At 57.8% G+C, this 18,010-nt stretch carries 16 protein-coding genes; 5 read left to right on the top strand and 11 right to left on the bottom strand.

Annotation, left to right across the window (positions count from 1 at the left end):
- Positions 1-246: 246 nt before the first annotated feature.
- Genes puuE through N7220_RS07275 form a run of 3 tightly spaced genes read right to left on the bottom strand, consistent with a single transcriptional unit; the run spans position 247 to position 2,651 of the window.
- Complete coding sequence (gene puuE / locus N7220_RS07285) at positions 247-1,173, bottom strand: allantoinase PuuE (RefSeq protein WP_283150795.1); 927 nt, start codon at positions 1,171-1,173, stop codon at positions 247-249.
- A 16-nt stretch (positions 1,174-1,189) separates the two neighbouring features.
- Positions 1,190-1,921, bottom strand: a complete 732-nt coding sequence (locus N7220_RS07280) for an aspartate/glutamate racemase family protein (RefSeq protein WP_283150794.1) — start codon at positions 1,919-1,921, stop codon at positions 1,190-1,192.
- 31 nt (positions 1,922-1,952) lie between these two features.
- On the bottom strand, positions 1,953-2,651 hold the full coding sequence (locus tag N7220_RS07275) for a GntR family transcriptional regulator (RefSeq protein WP_283150793.1): 699 nt from the start codon (positions 2,649-2,651) through the stop codon (positions 1,953-1,955).
- A 339-nt stretch (positions 2,652-2,990) separates the two neighbouring features.
- Here N7220_RS07275 and N7220_RS07270 point away from each other — a divergent pair, with 339 nt between their 5' ends.
- Complete coding sequence (locus N7220_RS07270; RefSeq protein ID WP_283150792.1) at positions 2,991-4,430, top strand: NCS1 family nucleobase:cation symporter-1; 1,440 nt, start codon at positions 2,991-2,993, stop codon at positions 4,428-4,430.
- 245 nt (positions 4,431-4,675) lie between these two features.
- Here N7220_RS07270 and N7220_RS07265 read toward each other — a convergent pair whose 3' ends face one another.
- The 7 genes from N7220_RS07265 to N7220_RS07235 all read right to left on the bottom strand — a co-directional run bounded on the left by N7220_RS07265 (position 4,676) and on the right by N7220_RS07235 (position 13,086).
- Positions 4,676-5,722, bottom strand: coding sequence for an OmpA family protein (locus tag N7220_RS07265; protein WP_283150791.1), 1,047 nt, complete (start codon positions 5,720-5,722; stop codon positions 4,676-4,678).
- 396 nt (positions 5,723-6,118) lie between these two features.
- A complete protein-coding gene (locus N7220_RS07260) occupies positions 6,119-6,778 on the bottom strand; it encodes a 3-oxoacid CoA-transferase subunit B (RefSeq protein WP_283150790.1) in 660 nt (219 codons plus the stop codon).
- A gap of 1 nt (position 6,779) precedes the next feature.
- On the bottom strand, positions 6,780-7,487 hold the full coding sequence (locus N7220_RS07255) for a CoA transferase subunit A (RefSeq protein ID WP_283150789.1): 708 nt from the start codon (positions 7,485-7,487) through the stop codon (positions 6,780-6,782).
- 81 nt (positions 7,488-7,568) lie between these two features.
- Positions 7,569-8,345, bottom strand: coding sequence for a 3-hydroxybutyrate dehydrogenase (locus N7220_RS07250; protein WP_283150788.1), 777 nt, complete (start codon positions 8,343-8,345; stop codon positions 7,569-7,571).
- A 39-nt stretch (positions 8,346-8,384) separates the two neighbouring features.
- The gene (locus tag N7220_RS07245) at positions 8,385-9,776 is read right to left on the bottom strand and encodes a GntP family permease (RefSeq protein WP_283150787.1); all 1,392 of its coding nucleotides are present in this window, start codon (positions 9,774-9,776) and stop codon (positions 8,385-8,387) included.
- A gap of 430 nt (positions 9,777-10,206) precedes the next feature.
- The gene (locus tag N7220_RS07240; RefSeq protein ID WP_283150786.1) at positions 10,207-10,776 is read right to left on the bottom strand and encodes a hypothetical protein; all 570 of its coding nucleotides are present in this window, start codon (positions 10,774-10,776) and stop codon (positions 10,207-10,209) included.
- 252 nt (positions 10,777-11,028) lie between these two features.
- Entirely contained in the window at positions 11,029-13,086 is a 2,058-nt protein-coding gene (locus N7220_RS07235) for a S46 family peptidase (protein WP_283150785.1), read from the bottom strand.
- A 378-nt stretch (positions 13,087-13,464) separates the two neighbouring features.
- Here N7220_RS07235 and N7220_RS07230 point away from each other — a divergent pair, with 378 nt between their 5' ends.
- Together N7220_RS07230 and N7220_RS07225 are read left to right on the top strand one after the other, a co-directional pair.
- Positions 13,465-13,674, top strand: a complete 210-nt coding sequence (locus N7220_RS07230) for a hypothetical protein (protein ID WP_283150784.1) — start codon at positions 13,465-13,467, stop codon at positions 13,672-13,674.
- A gap of 3 nt (positions 13,675-13,677) precedes the next feature.
- Positions 13,678-13,947 carry a hypothetical protein gene (locus tag N7220_RS07225; protein ID WP_283150783.1) on the top strand — a complete coding sequence of 90 codons (270 nt, stop codon included), beginning with the start codon at positions 13,678-13,680 and terminating at the stop codon, positions 13,945-13,947.
- A 10-nt stretch (positions 13,948-13,957) separates the two neighbouring features.
- Here N7220_RS07225 and N7220_RS07220 read toward each other — a convergent pair whose 3' ends face one another.
- The gene (locus N7220_RS07220) at positions 13,958-14,851 is read right to left on the bottom strand and encodes an HTH-type transcriptional regulator ArgP (RefSeq protein WP_283150782.1); all 894 of its coding nucleotides are present in this window, start codon (positions 14,849-14,851) and stop codon (positions 13,958-13,960) included.
- A gap of 134 nt (positions 14,852-14,985) precedes the next feature.
- Between N7220_RS07220 and N7220_RS07215 the strand changes: the two genes are divergently transcribed.
- Both N7220_RS07215 and N7220_RS07210 read left to right on the top strand, forming a co-directional pair.
- Complete coding sequence (locus N7220_RS07215; protein ID WP_283150781.1) at positions 14,986-17,364, top strand: penicillin-binding protein 1A; 2,379 nt, start codon at positions 14,986-14,988, stop codon at positions 17,362-17,364.
- 4 nt (positions 17,365-17,368) lie between these two features.
- Entirely contained in the window at positions 17,369-17,992 is a 624-nt protein-coding gene (locus tag N7220_RS07210) for a trimeric intracellular cation channel family protein (protein ID WP_283150780.1), read from the top strand.
- Positions 17,993-18,010: the final 18 nt, after the last annotated feature.

Here is an 18,010-nt window from a genome sequence, read left to right as displayed (position 1 = left end):
GTCCGACGCCCGCTTGCGGGCTAGTTCGTCGACCCGCCGGGGCAATCTTGCGAAAGTGGGGGTATCCAGCCGCAGGCTGGACGCCGGTGCGGGGTCGCCTTCTTTTTGGTTACTTTTTCTTGGCGAGGCAAGAAAAAGTATCGTGCTCCCGGTCACCACCGGGTATCAAACCAAACCGTGCCGCAGGCACCCCATCTCTTCACATTGCAATGCTGGCCCAGCCGCCAGCGGCGGGCTCCACCCGCCCTACACATCCTTAAACGGATGCTCCGCCCGCCAATGCTTCGCCACATCCACCCGCCGACAAACCCAAACCCGCTCATGTTGTTCAATATGATCCAGAAAACGCTGCAACGCCCGCATCCTCCCGGGGCGGCCGAGTAAACGGCAGTGCATGCCTATGCTTAGCATCTTTGGGCTGTCTTCGCCCTCGGCGTACAGCACATCAAACGCATCTCGCAGATAGGTAAAGAAGTCATCACCCTGCGAGAACCCTTGCGGTAGCGAGAAGCGCATGTCGTTGGTGTCTAGCGTGTAGGGCACGATCAGGTGCGGAGCCGTTTCGCCATTGGTTTTGGTAACGGTGGTCCAGAACGGCAGGTCGTCACCGTAGTAGTCGGAGTCATACAAGAAGCCGCCGTAATCGGCCACCAGTCGCCGGGTATTGGGGCTGTCGCGGCCGGTGTACCAGCCCAGCGCGCGCTCGCCCGTCAGGCGTTCGATGATGTCCATGCCGATCTGCATATGCTCGCGTTCTTGCGCTTCGGGCATGTCTTGATAGTGAATCCAGCGCCAGCCGTGGCAGGCGATTTCGTGGCCGAGTTCGACAAAGGCGTGGGTCAGTTCCGGATTGCGTTCCAGCGCCATCGATACGCCAAAAATGGTCAACGGTAGACCGCGTTTTTCAAACTCTTTGAGAATGCGCCATGCCCCAGCGCGTGAGCCGTATTCGTAGATCGATTCCATCGAGAGATGACGGCCCGGAAAGCTGGCCGGGTTGAACATCTCACTCAGAAACTGCTCTGAGCCCGCATCGCCATGCAGCACACAGTTCTCGCCACCTTCTTCGTAATTGAGTACAAATTGCACGGCGATCCTGGCTTTCCCCGGCCAGTTGGCGTGGGGCGGATTGCGGCCATAACCGATCAGATCGCGTGGATAGTGTTGCGTCATAAAGTGGTCCGGGTGGTTAACGGGAGTAACGCGCAAAGTCGCCGCTGAAGGGTTTGGCGGGCGGGAAATCCAGATCGCCGTGTTTGCTGGTTTGCAGTTTCAGTGTAACCAGTGATTCGGCCAGCGCCACCGCTGCGGTCACGCCTTCGACCACCGGTAAACCTACGGCCTGGGCGATTTGGTCGGTGAGATCGGCCATGCCGCCGCAACCCAGCACAATCGCGCCAATGCCGTCTTCACGCCGGGCGCGCAGGGCTTCTTCCACGATCAACTCAAATGCCGCTTGTGGATTGCGTTCCAGCGCCAGTACAGGGATTTCCGCCGCACGCACGCGCCGACAGCGGTTGGCCATACCGTATTCATGTAGCAGACGCTCAGCCACGATCCCGGTGCGGCCCAGCGTGGTGACCACCGAAAACCGTGTGGCAATCAAACTAGCCATGTGAAACGCGGCTTCGGCAATGCCGATCACCGGGGCGCGCGTCAGCTCGCGGGCGGCGTACAGGCCGGGGTCGCCAAAGCAGGCGATCACGTACGCGTCAGTGCCAGTCGCTTCGCCCGCACGAACTTCATCGCATACACCCACGGCGGCAATGGCTTCGTCAAAGTGCGATTCAATCGACACCGGGCCGCTGGCCGGGTTCACCGCAATGATTTCGGTCCCCGGTCGGGCCACGGCCAGCGCCGCGGCGCCGATCTTGTCAGTCATGCTGGCGGTGGTATTGGGGTTGATGATGCGTAGGCGCATGGTGGTTCCTGGCAAGTCGTGGCTAGTCGGGTTATGCAAGTCCCGTGCCACGGCGGGCGATGGTGCTCAGTATGGCTTTCAGGTCCGGTTCTTCGTCTTCTACCGCAAAGCTGCAACTGCGCTCGACTTCCAGCAGGTGTTGGTCCATCCACTCCACGGCGGCTTTGGTTTCGCGGGTGCTGATCAAATCCAGAATCTGTTCGTGTTCGGAGTGGCGGCATGAAACAGCAATCGGCGCGCCATAAGTGGCGATGATCAGCGACGAACGTGCGACCAACTCCCGTAAAAAATGCGCCAACGTGTCGTTATCGGCAATGCGGATCAACGCCAGATGAAACTCGCCGGAAAGGCGGATGGCGGCGGGGCGGTTACCACTCAGTTGTGCTTCATCCTCGCGCAGCATGATCTCGCGCAAGACTTTGATTTGATTGGCTCGCGCATGGCTGATGACTTGCGGCAAGGCGGCGCATTCAATCATGCGGCGGGCCGCAAAGACCTCACGCGCCTCTTTTACCGATGGCTGCGCCACCGAAGCGCCCTTGTTGGGGACAATATCCACCAGCCGCTCGTGCGCCAGCCGCTGTAATACCTTGCGAATACCGGTGCGTGATACGCCAAAAGTCTCGGCCAGTTCATCCTCTGGCAGGCGGGTGCCAGGGGGGAGTTGCACCTCAAAAATGGCGGCGTGCAGGTTCTCGTAAATGGCTTCGTCACGCGTTTTTGCGGACATGCTGACTTCCTTTTATTGCCCGGTTCTGGTGCGGTTGCACCGTTTTGTATCGTATTTTGTATTCGTATTTTCTAATTATTGTATACAAAGTTAATGCCAATTGCGTAATGCGAATCGTAGCACTGAAGCGCGTTGCAATGGGCTTATGGCCATTATTCTTTGTATCAGGCAAACGCTGGAACGCTTTTTGCTGGTCATCTTACTGCAGACCTTATGCGCAGCGAATGACCAAAGTGGAATCGCTGCTACCGATTGTATACAAAGTGAGCTGCGCTGAACCCTGCCAGAAATGGCGGGGACCAGTGTGGCAAAGTAAATCAACAGGTCAGGAGTCATTCCATGTCTGAGCAAACTCCAGCCGGTTATAGTGACCGGCTTTACAACGAAGATCTGGGCCCGCTGAAAAAGCAGGACTGGAACTGGTACAACATTTTTGCTTTCTGGATGTCGGATGTACACAGTGTTGGTGGCTACGTGTTTGCCGGTAGCCTGTTTGCTTTGGGTTTGTCGAGTTGGCAGGTGCTGGTGTCGTTGATCGCCGGGATCTGTCTGGTGAATGTGTTTGCCAATCTGGTCGCCAAGCCTAGCCAGAAAGCCGGCGTGCCGTACCCAGTGGCTTGCCGCATGGCCTTTGGCGTGTGGGGTGCGAATGTGCCGGCGATCATTCGTGGGCTGATTGCGGTGGCCTGGTACGGCATCCAGACTTTCCTTGCTTCCAGCGCGTTGACCATTGTGCTGCTGCGCTTTTTTCCGGGTCTGGAAACGCTCACCCATAGCGCCTTTGCCGGGCTCAGTTATCTGGGCTGGCTGGGGTTCATGATCATGTGGGTGCTGCAGGCGCTGGTGTTCTGGAACGGCATGGGCACCATCAAACGCTTTATCGACTGGGCTGGCCCGGCGGTGTACGTGGTGATGCTGTGTCTGGCTGTCTGGATTGTGATGAAGGCCGGTCCAGGCAAAATCACCTTTAACCTGGGTGAAGTGAAATACCATGGTTTGGCCGTGATTGGCCCGATGATCACCGCGATTGCGCTGGTGGTGTCGTACTTCTCTGGCCCGATGCTCAACTTTGGCGACTTTTCGCGTTACGGCAAATCGTTCAAGGAAGTAAAACGCGGCAACTTCTGGGGTTTGCCGGTTAACTTCCTGGCGTTCTCGGTGGTCACCGTGGTGATTACCTCGGGCACCATTCCGGTGTTCGGCCAGATGATTACCGACCCGATCCAGGTTGTGGCCAAAATCGACAACACGCTGGTGGCGGTGCTGGGCGCGTTTACCTTCGTCACCGCAACGATCGGCATCAATATCGTTGCCAACTTTGTTTCGCCAGCGTTTGATTTCTCCAACGTCAGCCCCAGCAAAGTGTCTTTCCGCGCGGGTGGTTTTATCGCGGCCATCGGCTCGGTGTTTCTCACACCGTGGAACCTCTTTAATTCACCGGACGTAATCCACTACACGCTCGATACGCTGGCGGCATTCATTGGCCCGTTGTTCGGGATTTTGCTGGCGGACTTCTACCTGGTGCGCAATCAGGAGATCGTGGTGGACGACTTGTACAAAGACAAAGCCGGTGGCGCGTACTGGTACGACAACGGCGTAAACAAGCGCGCGTTATATGCGCTGGTGCCGTCGGTGGCTGCCGGTTTGCTGATTACCTTTGCCGGGATCAAATCAATGGCCGACTTCAACTGGTTTATCGGTTGTGCGCTGGGCGGGATTTCTTATCTGGCAATCATGAAGAGCCCGGTGTTTGTACGGGCGGCACGCCAAGTAGCGTAGTTGCATTCGGGAAGATGAGCGCGAGGGGTAACTCTCGCGCTCTTTGTTTTTGGCGCTACAGACATGTGGGCGATGTGTCGAGTCATTGCCAGGCATCACCCAATGCGTACTTTCCCCTTCGCTTGAATTCAGAGAAGTGAGCCGCGCGGTCGGGATTCAGCTTTGCAAATCCAGCCCAAATAAGAACGGCCAGATTGCATGGTGTGCAACCTGGCCGTTCTTCCCGGCAATACTCTAAAAAACGCTTATTGCGCTGGTGTCACTGTTTCTTCATGCACACCTTGCGCATCAATCTCTACGCGACGATCTGGCGCCAGGCACTCAACCAGCTTTTTGTGACCCTTGACCTTGGCGCAAGTGTCGCCAGTAACCGGGTCTGCCTCGCCTTTACTCTGGGCTTCAACCTTGTCAGCAGGAACACCCTTGGACACCAGGTAGTCCGCAACGGCTTTGGCGCGGCGATAGCCGAGATCCATGTTGTATTTCTCGCTGCCGATCCGGTCGGTGTAGCCGATCACGATGGCTTTACCTTCTTTTGGATCGAGCGATTTGACTTGGTCATACAGCTTGTCCAGTGCGTCATGGCCCTCAGGTTTCAGATCGGCCTTGCCAAACTCAAACAGCACGTCAGTTTTGAGCGAGAAGTGCTTGGTAACCACTTGCGGTTCCGGTGCCGGAGTTGGTGCCGGAGCTGGCGCTGGCGCAGGTTCGGCTACCGGCATAGGAGCCGGAGTCGGGCTGCCAAAATAGTAGTTCAGGTTCAGCGTCAGACTGTTGCTCTTGAACTTCATGCCGTGATCAGACGGCTCGGTCGCGGTCCATTCGCCAGCCAGACCCCAGTGAGGTGCCAGTTTGTATTCCAGCCCCAACCCGCCGTGAAAGGCGTTACCACCAAAGTTGTTGCTCTCGCCGGAACCATTAACCCGACCGTAGCCCAGTTTGGCGTACGGCATCCAGCGATCAAACGGCAGACCCAGTTTCAAGTCCGCACCTCCCAGGTTGGCACCGTACTGGGAAGTCATGCCGCTGCCAGGCCCGTCGTGAGCGCTTTTGTCGATATAGTCATAAAAGCCGCTAAACCCGACCAGGAAGTTGTCCCACTGCATGTTGTAGCCGAGCTCGCCACCACCTGTAAAAGCATCGTTGCTGTGGGTCGCAAAATTGCCGTCGGTTTCCGAGCGGTTAATACCCGCTTTCAGTCCCCCAAAAAAGCCGGAAAAATCATCGGCGCAAAGGGCTTGAGTACTGATCAGCCCTGCCAGAATGGTCAGGCAAATACGTGCTTTCTTCATCTTTTTGCTCCTACTCTTGCCTTGAAGGTCTGTCGGGCCTGGCCATTTTGGCGAAGCGCGGCACCAATAGGTTGATTGCGTTTGTAATGGCAACCTGCTTCGGACTATAGGTACCCGGCAGTGCAACAAATAATTACAATTTGGTATCAGCAGACGTACGGTAGGGGAAAGATTTTTTTGTATTTTTTTTGCAACACGGATGGCAAGGGCTAATACCACCTGGACAAGTGGTATTGGAGCAGAGCGTAGCAATAAATTTGTAAGAATAGCCTGACAATTGAGTGTGGATAAGAGATGAACTGGCACCACAGCTTAACCCTGCGGTACCAGTGGTATTACAGGGGTGAAGAGCAGCGGGCTCGCGCGTCGCCGCAAGAAAAGCAGGCACTGATCTGGTTAAGCGACTAAGCCAACGGCAAACTGTAACGCCACACCCGTCTTCGCCTGGGCCTCTTCAGCGCTGACACCGGGTGCCAGTTCCAGCACATGCAGGCGGTCTTTGCCGACTTCCAGTACCGCCAGATCAGTGATGATCAGATCGACCACACCGACGCCGGTTAGCGGGAGGGTACATTCCGGCAACAGCTTGATTTCCTCTGTGCCGTCTTTTTTCCTGGCTACGTGTTCCATCAACACGATCACTCGCCCGACGCCGGCGACCAGGTCCATCGCGCCGCCCATGCCTTTGACCATTTTGCCGGGGATCATCCAGTTGGCCAGGTCACCTTTTTCGCTTACCTGCATGGCACCGAGGATGGCCAGATTGATCTTGCCGCCGCGAATCATTCCAAACGAATCGGCGCTGGCAAACGTGGCCGAGCCAGGCAGGGTAGTGATGGTTTGCTTGCCGGCGTTGATCAGATCGGCGTCGACTTCATCTTCGGTGGGAAAAGGGCCAATGCCCAACAGGCCGTTTTCGGATTGCAACCAGACTTCCACTCCATCCGGCACATGATTGGCCACCAGTGTGGGCAGGCCAATGCCCAGGTTCACGTAAAAGCCGTCCTGCAATTCTCTGGCGGCACGCGCGGCCATTTGGTCTCGGGTCCAGGCCATATCAGCTTTCCTTTGCCACACGCACAGTGCGTTGTTCGATACGTTTTTCGGGGTGCGGGTTGTGGATCAGTCGCTGCACAAAGATGCCCGGCGTGTGGATCTGGTCCGGGTCCAGCTCGCCAATCTCGACGATAATTTCCGCTTCGGCCACGGTAATGCGTCCGGCGGTGGCCACGTTGGGGTTGAAGTTGCGTGCAGTGCGGCGAAATATCAGATTGCCCGCCTTGTCAGCCTTCCACGCTTTGACCAGCGAGACATCGGCCACCAGCGCGGTTTCCATTACATACATCTTGCCGTTGAACTCGCGGGTTTCTTTGCCTTCAGCCACCAGCGTGCCGTAGCCAGTCGGCGTAAAAAACGCTGGAATCCCCGCGCCGCCTGCCCGCAGTTTTTCGGCCAGCGTGCCCTGCGGGGTGAATTCCAGTTCCAGTTCGCCTGCCAGATACTGGCGCTCAAATTCTTTGTTTTCGCCCACATAGCTGGAAATCATCTTGCGAATCTGTCGGCTTTCCAATAACTGGCCCAGGCCAAAGCCATCAACTCCGGCGTTATTGGAAATCGCCGTCAAATTACGCACGCCGCTGTCACGCAAGGCGCTAATGAGCGCTTCAGGAATACCGCACAAACCAAAGCCACCGACAGCGATGGTCTGGCCATCGGCGACGATATCGGCCAGTGCCGTGCGGGCGTCCGGATAAAGTTTATTCATGTCTGGTTGTCCAGTTCTGGTGTACCACGGTTGCCCCGCCAATCTTGATCAGCCACCCAGCTAATCCGAAAGATGTGCGCTTCATTGCGCCGTCCACCCGCCATCCATCGCCCATGCCGCGCCACGCACTTGCGCGGCGGCATTGCTACTCAGAAACAGCGCCAGTTCACCCAGTTGCTGTGGGGTCACAAACTCAGCCGAAGGTTGTTTTTCGATCAGCAAGTCGCGAGTGGCTTGTGCTACGGAAATGCCAGTGGCCGCTGCCCGATCGGCAATCTGTTTTTCCACCAGCGGCGTTTTTACCCAGCCGGGGCAGATGGCGTTGCAGGTCACGCCGGTTTGCGCCAGTTCCAACGCGGCGGCTTTGGTTAAGCCAATCAGCCCATGTTTGGCTGCGACATAAGCGGACTTCTGCGCCGAGGCCACCAGACCATGGGTGGATGCAATATTGATGATCCGGCCCCAGCCCCGTGCCTTCATTCCATCAATGGCCAGCCGCATGGTGTGAAAAGCCGCCGAGAGATTGATTGCGATCACCGCATCCCAGCGCTCTGGCGCAAAGTCCTGCACGTTGGCGACATGCTGAATGCCCGCGTTATTCACCAGGATATCCGCACCGCCGAACTCACTTTCAACATAGCGCATCAGATCGGCGATTTGGTCTGGCTGGGCCAGGTCCGCACCGTGATAACCCACGCGCCCGGCATAACGGGTGACGCTTTCCTGCGCGGCCAGCACGTCGCCAAAGCCATTGAGCACCACGTTGGCACCGTGGGCCGCCAGCACTTGGGCAATGCCCAGGCCAATGCCGCTGGTCGAGCCGGTAATCAGTGCGGTTTTGCCTTTAAGGTCTGTCATGAGTGTATGTCTCACAAAAAATGAAGCTGGATATCCGTCTCACACCAGGCCGGTGAGGTAATACACGCTGATCACAAAGAACACCGCCACGGTCTTGATGAGGGTGATGGCAAAGATGTCGCGATAAGACTCACGATGGGTCAGCCCGGTGACCGCCAGCACAGTAATCACCGCGCCGTTGTGCGGCAGCGTATCCATGCCGCCCGAGGCCATGGCCACCACGCGATGCAGCACGTCCAGCGGGATATGCGCCGCATTGGCGGCCTGGATAAAGGTGTCTGACAATGCCGCCAGCGCCAGGCTCATGCCGCCCGAGGCCGAGCCGGTAATCCCCGCCAATGTGCTGACGCTGATCGCGGCGTTCACCAGCGGATTGGGAATGGCGCTCAGGGCGTGGCTGACCGCAATAAATCCGGGCAGGGCGGCAATCACACCGCCAAAACCGTATTCCGAGGCGGTATTCATGGCGGCCAGCAAAGCGCCGGAAACGGCCTGCTTGCTGCCTTCCATCACGCGGCTGCGAATGGTGCGAAAAGCCGTGGCCAACACAAAGATCACGCCAAACAACAACGCGCCTTCCACTGCCCAGATGGCCGTTACCGCCGGAATAACCGTGGTGACTGGTTTGGCCAGACCCGGCAAAGCCAGCGTGTGACTGGCGCCGTACCATGCCGGAATCAAACGGGTTAATGCAAAGTTGATCACGCCGATCAGCACCAACGGCGCAATCGCTAGCCAGGGCGAGGGCAAATTGGAGGTATCTACCGGCGCGGGTTCGTTAAGCAGATTGGTGCCGTAACCTTCCCCCGAGCGCATCAGCACCCGGCGACGCCAGTTCAGATACAGCAGGCCGACCACAAAAATGAACAGCGCACCGGCCACGCCCAGCCCCGGCGCAGCCCACGTGGTGGTCTTGAAAAAAGTGGTCGGGATGATGTTCTGGATTTGCGGTGTACCGGGCAGTGAATCCATGGTGAACGAGAAAGCACCCAGCGCAATCACGCCCGGAATCAGTCGCTTGGGGATATTGCCCTGGCGGAACATCTCGGCCGCAAACGGGTAGACCGCAAACACCACCACAAACAGCGAAACGCCGCCGTAGGTAAGCAGGGCGCAGACCACCACGATGACGGCAATGGCTTTCTCGCGGCCAATCCAGCCAATGACCGCATTCACGATGGATTTGGAAAACCCGGATAGCTCGATCAATTTGCCAAACAGGGAGCCCAGCAAAAACACCGGGAAGTACAGTTTGACGAACACCACCATCTTTTCCATGAAGATGCCGCTGAACACCGGTGCAACCAGCGTCGGATCAGTCAGCAGCACCGCACCGAGCGCGGCAATGGGTGCCATCAGAATCACGCTGTAACCGCGATAAGCGGTGTACATCAGCAAGGCCAGTGCGGCTAGAACAATCAGCAGAGCCATTTACTCCTCCAGTGGCGATATTTTTTTTGCCGTTCTGTCTGACGAGGAATTCGCCAGTCGCACATATTCAGTGCGCCACCGGGTAAAAGCAGATTTTGTACCAGGAAAAAATGAACTACATATTGAGGGTTTACGCGGCTCGGCGTGGGAGTATCGGGAAGGGTTGTCTCGAAACGTAGACGATTCGACGATTTGTGCGAGCGCAGCAAACTGATCTAAATCAGTAACTGCAGCGCCGAAAACGCGGTTTTGTCTCGATTTGTGGACGAAGTCTCCGAATAGAGACGAATTATGATGTAGCTAGTGAAAGCGCAGCGGGCAATGGCAATAACGGGCGTAGCAAAACACAACGGCTACCCGATTTGCCCGCAAGCAAAGGAGTAGCCGTTAGATGTCATGTCACCGGCCTGATCGCCGGCGAGCGAGGGCGTTACAACAGCGAATTGATCAGACTTTGATTTAGCGAAGCAGTGGTCACTTCGCTGGCTGCCTGCGGATCGTTCTGCAGGATTTGCGCCCACTGGCTATCCAGTGAGGTGGTGCTGCCTGACGCCGCCGCAGTGGCTGAACTGGAGCTGCCAGAATTGCCTTCCAGCTCACTCAGTAACGAATCAAAGCTGCTGCTGCCTGTGCTGGCGGCTGCGCTGCTGCCGTCAAGCAGGCTCAGCATGTCGCTCGAACTGCTATCGGTGCTGTCTGCCGAATCGCTGGCCAGCAACGGGTCGGTCATGGTGTTTTGCGCCAGAATCTGGTTCAGATCTGACAGCAACCCGGCGGAAGTATACGTCGTCGCATCGCTGTTATTGCTGCTGTTTCCCAACGAGACGGTGGTGCTGGGGCTGGCGACAGCTGTCGTTGCGCTGCTGCTGGTAATCGATTCTTCTGCGGCCAGTACATCGTTGAGCAGACTGTCGGTAGTGGAAGTGCCTGAACTGGTGCTGCTGGAACTAAGGCTGGCCAGCAGCGACGAAACTGAACTGGATGAAATGCTGCTGGTCATGGCCATACTCCCCGAGTCGATATCGATGCCACTCAGGGCAACTGGCGACATGAGTGGATTGGCCGCCCAGAACGGACGGACCTGGCTGGCATTGCACCAGAGCCATGTATCCCGCGTTTGTCCAGGTTCCGCTGATTTGTATCGCTGACGTATCAGGACGTCTTAAAGCGACCACTGGCATGCGGGGAGCATCATTTGCGATGCCCGGCCGACACGCCAGCAGTTTCAGCTTTCCACGCTGCGCCGTATTGTTTATGGGGCAGTCATTTCCTTGACCAGCGCACCGGCGCCGTAAATTTTGTCCAGCGCTTCCAGAATGGCGCCGCTGTGTACCGCGACAGACCGGTTCAGCGTTTCATCGTAATAAAACGCGCCGCCCAGCGAATGGATATTGCCGTCGAAAATCAGCCCGACAATCTGGCCGTTGCGATTGATGACCGGGCTGCCGGAATTGCCGCCGATGATGTCGTTGGTGGTGACGAAGTCCAGTCGTTGTTGCAGGTTCAGCCGGTCTTTGGCCGCCAGCCACGATTGCGGCAGGGCAAACGGTTCGGCACCGGTGGCGCGACCAAACAAGCCAGCCAGGTCGGTATATGGCGCGATGTCGCGGCCATGTTCCTTCCAGCCGCGTACCTCACCATATGACAAGCGCAGCGTAAACGTGGCATCCGGATAAACGCCGGTACCGGCTTGGGCAAAGCGGGCCTGGGCGATCAGTTCGGCATTCTTCTGCTCGACCGATTCCACGCTGTCTTCGTACTGCTTACGGATTGAACGCGCCGCCGGGTCGACCAGGCGCGCCAACACGATAAACGGATCGTTCGATGCCGCCACCGCATTCTTGCCGCCTTGCCACAAGGCCCTACGCGCAGCTACATCGCCCAGATGCGTGCCATTGACCAGTTGTGCGGCCACTTGTGCTGGCGATTGCTTGCCCAGCACCTGCTTGACGAATGGATCATCCGCGCCCAGCAATTCGCGCATTTTGGTTAGCGAAGCGGTCAGCCGCGCCTGTTCAAAGTCCGGGTAGATCGGCGCGCTGGAGAACAACCGTTGTTCCAGCTGCGGCAGTGCCGATTCATTGAACTCGGGCAGGCGTTTGGCATTGGCCTGCGGGCGTTCATCACCACCACGCAGCACATCGCGGGCGATATCAAAGTAGCGGCTATCAAACGCGATGCCGATTTCTTTGGTCAGGTAATCGTTTTCCAGATCACGATATTTCAGTTCGGCCTGGGCAATGGCATCCCATGCGCCACCCACTTTGGCCTGCAGCGCCGGATTACCGGCCACAAAGGCGCGCAGGCTGGCTTCGTCTTTGCGCTTTTGTTCCAGCAGCGCCGGGTTCAACAACGCTTCCAGCTGGCCGTAGCGGGCTTTGTAGGTATTTTCCACGCCAAACAAATGCGTGGAGGCGACGCGTGCGGCTTCATCGCTGCTGCGGCTGTACTCGGTGAGCATGCCGCGCATTTGCGACAGCCGTAACAAGCTGTGCACCAGGCGCACATCACGCGTGGTTTCCAGTTGGGCCACCGTGAGCAGGCGCTGCGTCATGCCGGGGTTGCCAGTCACAAAAGTCAGTTCACCCGGTTGCGCGCCGTTGCGATTGAGCGGGAAGTAATCCTTCACCACCGCCGGTTTGCCGTTTTCATACGCCCGCAGCAAAGACATATCCAGGTCATAGCGCGGGAAATTGAAGTTGTCCGGATCGCCGCCAAAAAAGCCCATGGCTTTTTCCGGGACGAACACCAGGCGCACGTCCTGATAGCGGTGATATTTGTACAAGTCGTAGCGGCCACCGTGATACAGATCGACCACATCACAGCGGGTAGTGGTTTTATCGTCGCCTACGCAAGCTTGGGCCAACGTGGCTTTGACGGCGTTCTGCGCTTGTTTGAACGCGCTGCCATCCAGCCCTTCGGTGGCTTTCTTTACCGTGTCGGTGACGTCGGTAATCTGGTCCAGCCGGTTCAATTCGATTTCCGGGCAGCGGACTTCCTGGCCAGGCGTGGCGGCCAGAAAGCCATCGTGCACATAGTCTTTTTTGGCCGTCGACAGTTGTTCGACGCACGACAGCGCGCAGTGGTGGTTGCTTAGCACCAGTCCGCTGGGCGAGATAAACGACGCCGAGCAGCCACCAGCAATACGCACCGACGCATGCATGACCTTGTCGATCCAGTCCTGCTTGGGGATGAAGTCATATTGCTGCTGGATACGGGCGGTGGGCAGATTATCCAGCGTCCACATGCCTTCGGCCGCGAAGCCCAAGGTGGGGAGTAAAAAGCTGCTTAAGATCAGTAATTTACGCAAGACAGACTCTCTTTGTATGAGCTTTGATCCAGTCCGTTCGCTCGCTTTGGCCGGGTCTGGCTGTCCGGGATTGCGGGTTGGCTCCGGGATCAGGCGAGGAAGACTGCGGGGGAGGTGATGATTGCAGGTAAAACCAGTGCCGGGCCATTTTCGCGAATGCTCACGCCCAAGGCCAGTATGACTGCTGAATCTGTCTGATCCACCCCACCTGCGGCCACGGCGGCGGATTTGCTCCGTTACTTATTAAGTTATTTTATGCATTACGTACAAATACTAAGCTGAATTCACCTTTATTCAAGACCCGATCACACTGTGTTCATTCGCTGCTACCGAGGGTTCGGATTGGCGGCTTAACAAAAAAGAACACCGGAGATCATCATGAAACGCACTCTTGTCATTGCACTTGTTGCTGTTGTAGTCGGTTTTGCCGTGATGGATGCCGTCGAGGCAGCGCTGGCCTTTGAAACCAGAATCCACACCATGCTGTCGCTGGCCGAGACTGGTGCCGCAGTGTCGGATACCGCCGCCGTCGCGCAGAGTGTCGCTGGCTCCATGCCGGCTTCCATGTCTTTTCTGCGTGGGGAATGAGTCATGACCCAATTTGCAGAGCAAATGGCTCCCCGCAAGACTGCTTCCCTGCACTGGCATCGATTGCTGTTCTGGCTGGGCTTTATTGGTAGCGCCGTGCTGACCTGTGCTTTGTTGCTGGACGCCTGGGTTGTGCAACCGGCTGCGTTGCAGGCCGCTGAAGCCAACGCCCAGCCGGTGGCGGCCGGGGCGTTACGGCAATTGCCGGTGGTGACTGCAGGGAAGCCAGAGCACGCGGCATTACCGCATATCTATCGCGTGACCTTGCGCTGATCTGGGCGAATCAGCTCACCGTGAGCAACTGGCGCGCGGCTTCACCGATCCGCCGTGACATGTTCTCCATGCGAGGCGACTGGACTTTCCAGGCATGCCAGAACAGCGCGATATCGGTGGGATGATCTGGCGCCAGATCAACCAGTTCCCCCGCCGCTAACGCATCGCGAATCAGCATCTCGGGCACCATGCCATAACCCAATCCGTACTTGATGGCGGCGTAATGCGGATCGCAACCTGGCACGTAATTGCAGGGATAAGCCTTTGCCGTGAGGCCCAGTCTTTCCTGCAAAAACGAGGCTTGCAGCGCGTCCTTGCGGGTATAGGCCACCACCGGTGCATGGCGTGCGGCAGCACGGTTCAATCCTTGGGGAAACCAGCGCGCCGCAAAGCTGGCACTGGCGATCAGCCGGTAGCGCATGATGCCCAGCGGATCGGCAAAACAGCCTTTCATTGGCTTGGGCTGAGTGCTGATACACCCCGTCGCCATACCGGTTTCGAGAACTTCATAGGTGTGGTCCTGGTCTTCCACCACCAGGTCCAACAACACCTGTTCGCTGGCCAGCAATTCGGCCAGTGCCGGAAAAAACCAGGTTCCCAGCGTATCGGCGTTGACCGCGATGGTTACTGATAAGGGCGCGTGACGTTGCTCGGTCAGGTCAGAGGCCAGGTCTTCTTCCAGCAGCATGACCCGACGCAAATGCTGTAGCAGCCGTTGCCCCACGCGAGTGGCCCGTACCGGGCGGCTGCGCACCACCAGTGCCGCGCCCATGTCTTCTTCCAGCGCACGCACCCGCTGGGAAATCGCCGACGGCGTGACATGCAAGCGGGCTCCGGCTTGTTCAAAACTGCCGGTTTCAATCACGGCCAGCAGCGCCTCGGTTTGTCTGGGGTCTAGTGCCACGGTACAGGCTCCGCAAAAGGTTCGATATTAAGAATATTTAAGCATGGCTAATAAATAGTAAGCAATGTTCATGTTATGCCATTGCCTTTGCATAATCCACGCCCGCAGCAAGCTGCGACCCTCATGGAAAACCAATGACTGAATCCCCCGCTACTCCTCCTGCCAAGTCATCGCTGCGCCGTTTCTGGCGCGGTGTGCTGCTGGCACTGGGTTTTGTTGTTGGCCTGAGTGTGATTGGGGCAGGCGCGCTGGGCTGGTGGGCCTGGCACACCTGGCAAGGACTGCCATCAATTAAAGAACTGGCGGCATATCAACCAGCGCAACCCCTGCGCATTTACGCCACCGATGGCACCTTGCTGGCGGAATACGGCCAGGAGCGACGCGACGTATTGCCGTTGGCGCAAATACCGCAACGTATGCAGCAGGCCTTGCTGGCGATTGAAGACGCGCGTTTCTACGAGCACGGCGCGGTGGATTTTTCTGGCCTGGCGCGGGCGGCAGTGGCGAATGTGCTGACCGGTTGGCATGGCCAGGGCGGCAGCACGATCTCGATGCAGGTGGCGCGTAATTTCTATCTGACGCGAGAAAAAACCGTCGAGCGCAAACTGACCGAGATGCTGCTGGCCTTCAAGCTGGAGCAGGAATACGGCAAAGACCGTTTGCTGGAGCTGTACATGAACCAGGTTTACCTGGGCGAGCGGGCATACGGTTTTGCGGCGGCGGCCAATATCTATTTTGGCAAGCCGATCAGCCAGATCAGCGTGGCGGAAGCGGCCATGCTGGCGGGCCTGCCCAAAGCACCATCGGCCTACAACCCGGTGGCCAACCCGGAGCGCGCCAAAGTACGCCAGCAATACATCCTCAAACGGATGCACGAACTGGGTTATCTGACTGACCCGCAATACCAGCAAGCGCTGGCAGAACCATTGGAACTGGCGCCGGACAACCCGGCTTTGCGCGAAGCCGCTTACCCGGTAGAAGCCGCCCGGCGCTGGGCGCTGGAACGCTATGGCGATGACGTTTATGCCATGGGGCTGGATATCCACACCACCATCAATATGTCGGATCAGCGCCGCGCCGACGCTGCAATGCGATCCCGGTTGCTTGATCTGCAAGCGTCTCGTGGTTATCGCGGCCCGGTTAAAACAGTGAGCCTGCCAGCCGATGGCCCGGACGGCCAGACCGTGCGCAGTCTGTTATCCAGCGTGCCCGACAGCGGCGACGATGTTATTGCCACGCTGGTGACCGGGCACCAAGGTACCGTGCTGCGGGCGCTGCGCCGCGATGGTTCGCCGCTGGATATCGCCACCACCGGCATTACCTTTACGCCCGCCAACGCGGTCAATCGCGGGGCCATTGTCTATGCCCATGATCTGGGCAACGAACGCTGGCAACTGGTGGCTTTACCGGAAATGGAAGGTGCGCTGGTATCGCTGGATGCGCGTAGCGGCGACATCCTGGCGCTGGTGGGCGGCTTTGATTTTGCCCGCAACAAATATGACCACGCCCTGCAGGCGTATCGGCAACCGGGTTCCAGCTTCAAGCCATTTATTTATTCGGCAGCGCTGGAAAAAGGCTACTTCCCCGGTACCGAAGTGGATGACACCCAGCGTCTGCTGACCGCAGAAGAAACCGGGGCGCGACCATGGCGGCCGAAGAACTACAGCAACAATTACGAAGGATTCATCACCGTTCGGCGCGGGTTGGCACGCTCCAAGAATCTGGTTTCAGTCAGTCTGATGCAGGCCGCCGGGCCGCAGTTTGTGCAGCAACACGCGGTGCAGTTTGGCTTTGATGCTGCGCGCAACCCGCCATCGCTGCCGCTGGCGCTGGGCGCTGGTGGCGCAACGCCATTGCAGATGGCTTCGTCTTATGCGGTATTTGCCAACGGCGGCATTCAAGTGCCATCGCGCCTGATCAAGAGCGTGAACGACCGGTTGGGCAAGGTGCTGTATGCCGCACCGGTACAGGCTACGGGTAAACGCGTGGTCTCAGCGCGTAACGCGTGGTTGATGGACAGCATGCTGCGCGGCGTGGTCAGCACCGGCACCGCGCACTCGGCCAAGGTATTGGGGCGGGATGATCTGGCCGGTAAAACCGGCACCTCCAACAACGCCCGCGATGCCTGGTTTGCCGGATATGGTGGCAATCTGGTGTCGGTGGTGTGGGTGGGCTACGACCAGCCGCGCAGTTTGGGTGGGCGTACCGGTGGCACGGTGTCGCTGCCAATCTGGATCGATTACATGAAAACCGCGCTGGCGCAGCGCGAGCCGGTGCCGCAAACAGATCCACCAGCCGGTCTGGTACAAGATGGCGACGATTTTGTGTACAGCGAATACACCACGGGCACTTGCGTGGCGGATGACCATGACTTTATCCGCAGCCCGTTCAAATGCCAGATTGTGAACAATGGTGGCTCGGCCAATGTGGCATCCGCACCCGCTGAAAACGATAAAGCAGCGCAGGAAGCCGAACGTGAGACTATTTTGAAGTTGTTTTCCAATGACGGTTGAAGCCATGCTGCTGCATTACATTTATCTGGTCGCGATTGTCGCCGAAGCCATGTCGGGCGCAATCATGGGCATGCGCCGCGGGATGGATTTATTCGGGCTGTGCCTGGTGGGTACAGTCACCGCGCTGGGCGGTGGGTCGATCCGCGACATGCTGTTGGGGCATTACCCGCTCAGCTGGGTGGCGAACCCTGAATATCTGCTGTTCACCGTAGTGGCTGCGATACTGACCGCCGCCGTGGCCCGGCATATCCATCGCTTGCGCATGCTGTTTTTGCTGGTCGACGGACTGGGGCTGGTGGCATTTACCATTATCGGTTGCAACATCGCGCTGGGTGCCGACGTGCATCCCGCCGTTGCTGTGGTGTTCGGTATGATCACCGGCATCTTTGGTGGCGTGCTGCGCGACATTCTGTGCAACGAGATTCCACTGGTTTTGCGACGCGAGTTGTATGCCAGCATTTCGCTGATTGCCGGTGGTTTGTATATGGGGCTACAGGTGCTGGATGTCGAAGCTGGCACGGCGTCGCTCATCGCTTTGGCCATCGGTTTCGTTATTCGCTGGCTGGCGATTCACTTTCGCTGGGAGCTGCCGGGATTTTCCGGCACAGGAATCCGCGGCTTCGAGTAATTGCCCAAGTGCGTTCGG

The sequence above is a fragment of the Silvimonas soli genome (assembly GCF_030035605.1).
Taxonomy (GTDB): Bacteria; Pseudomonadota; Gammaproteobacteria; order Burkholderiales; family Chitinibacteraceae; genus Silvimonas; species Silvimonas soli.
Note: the sequence above shows the minus strand (reverse complement) of the source record. Positions and strands in the feature narration are given on the sequence as shown.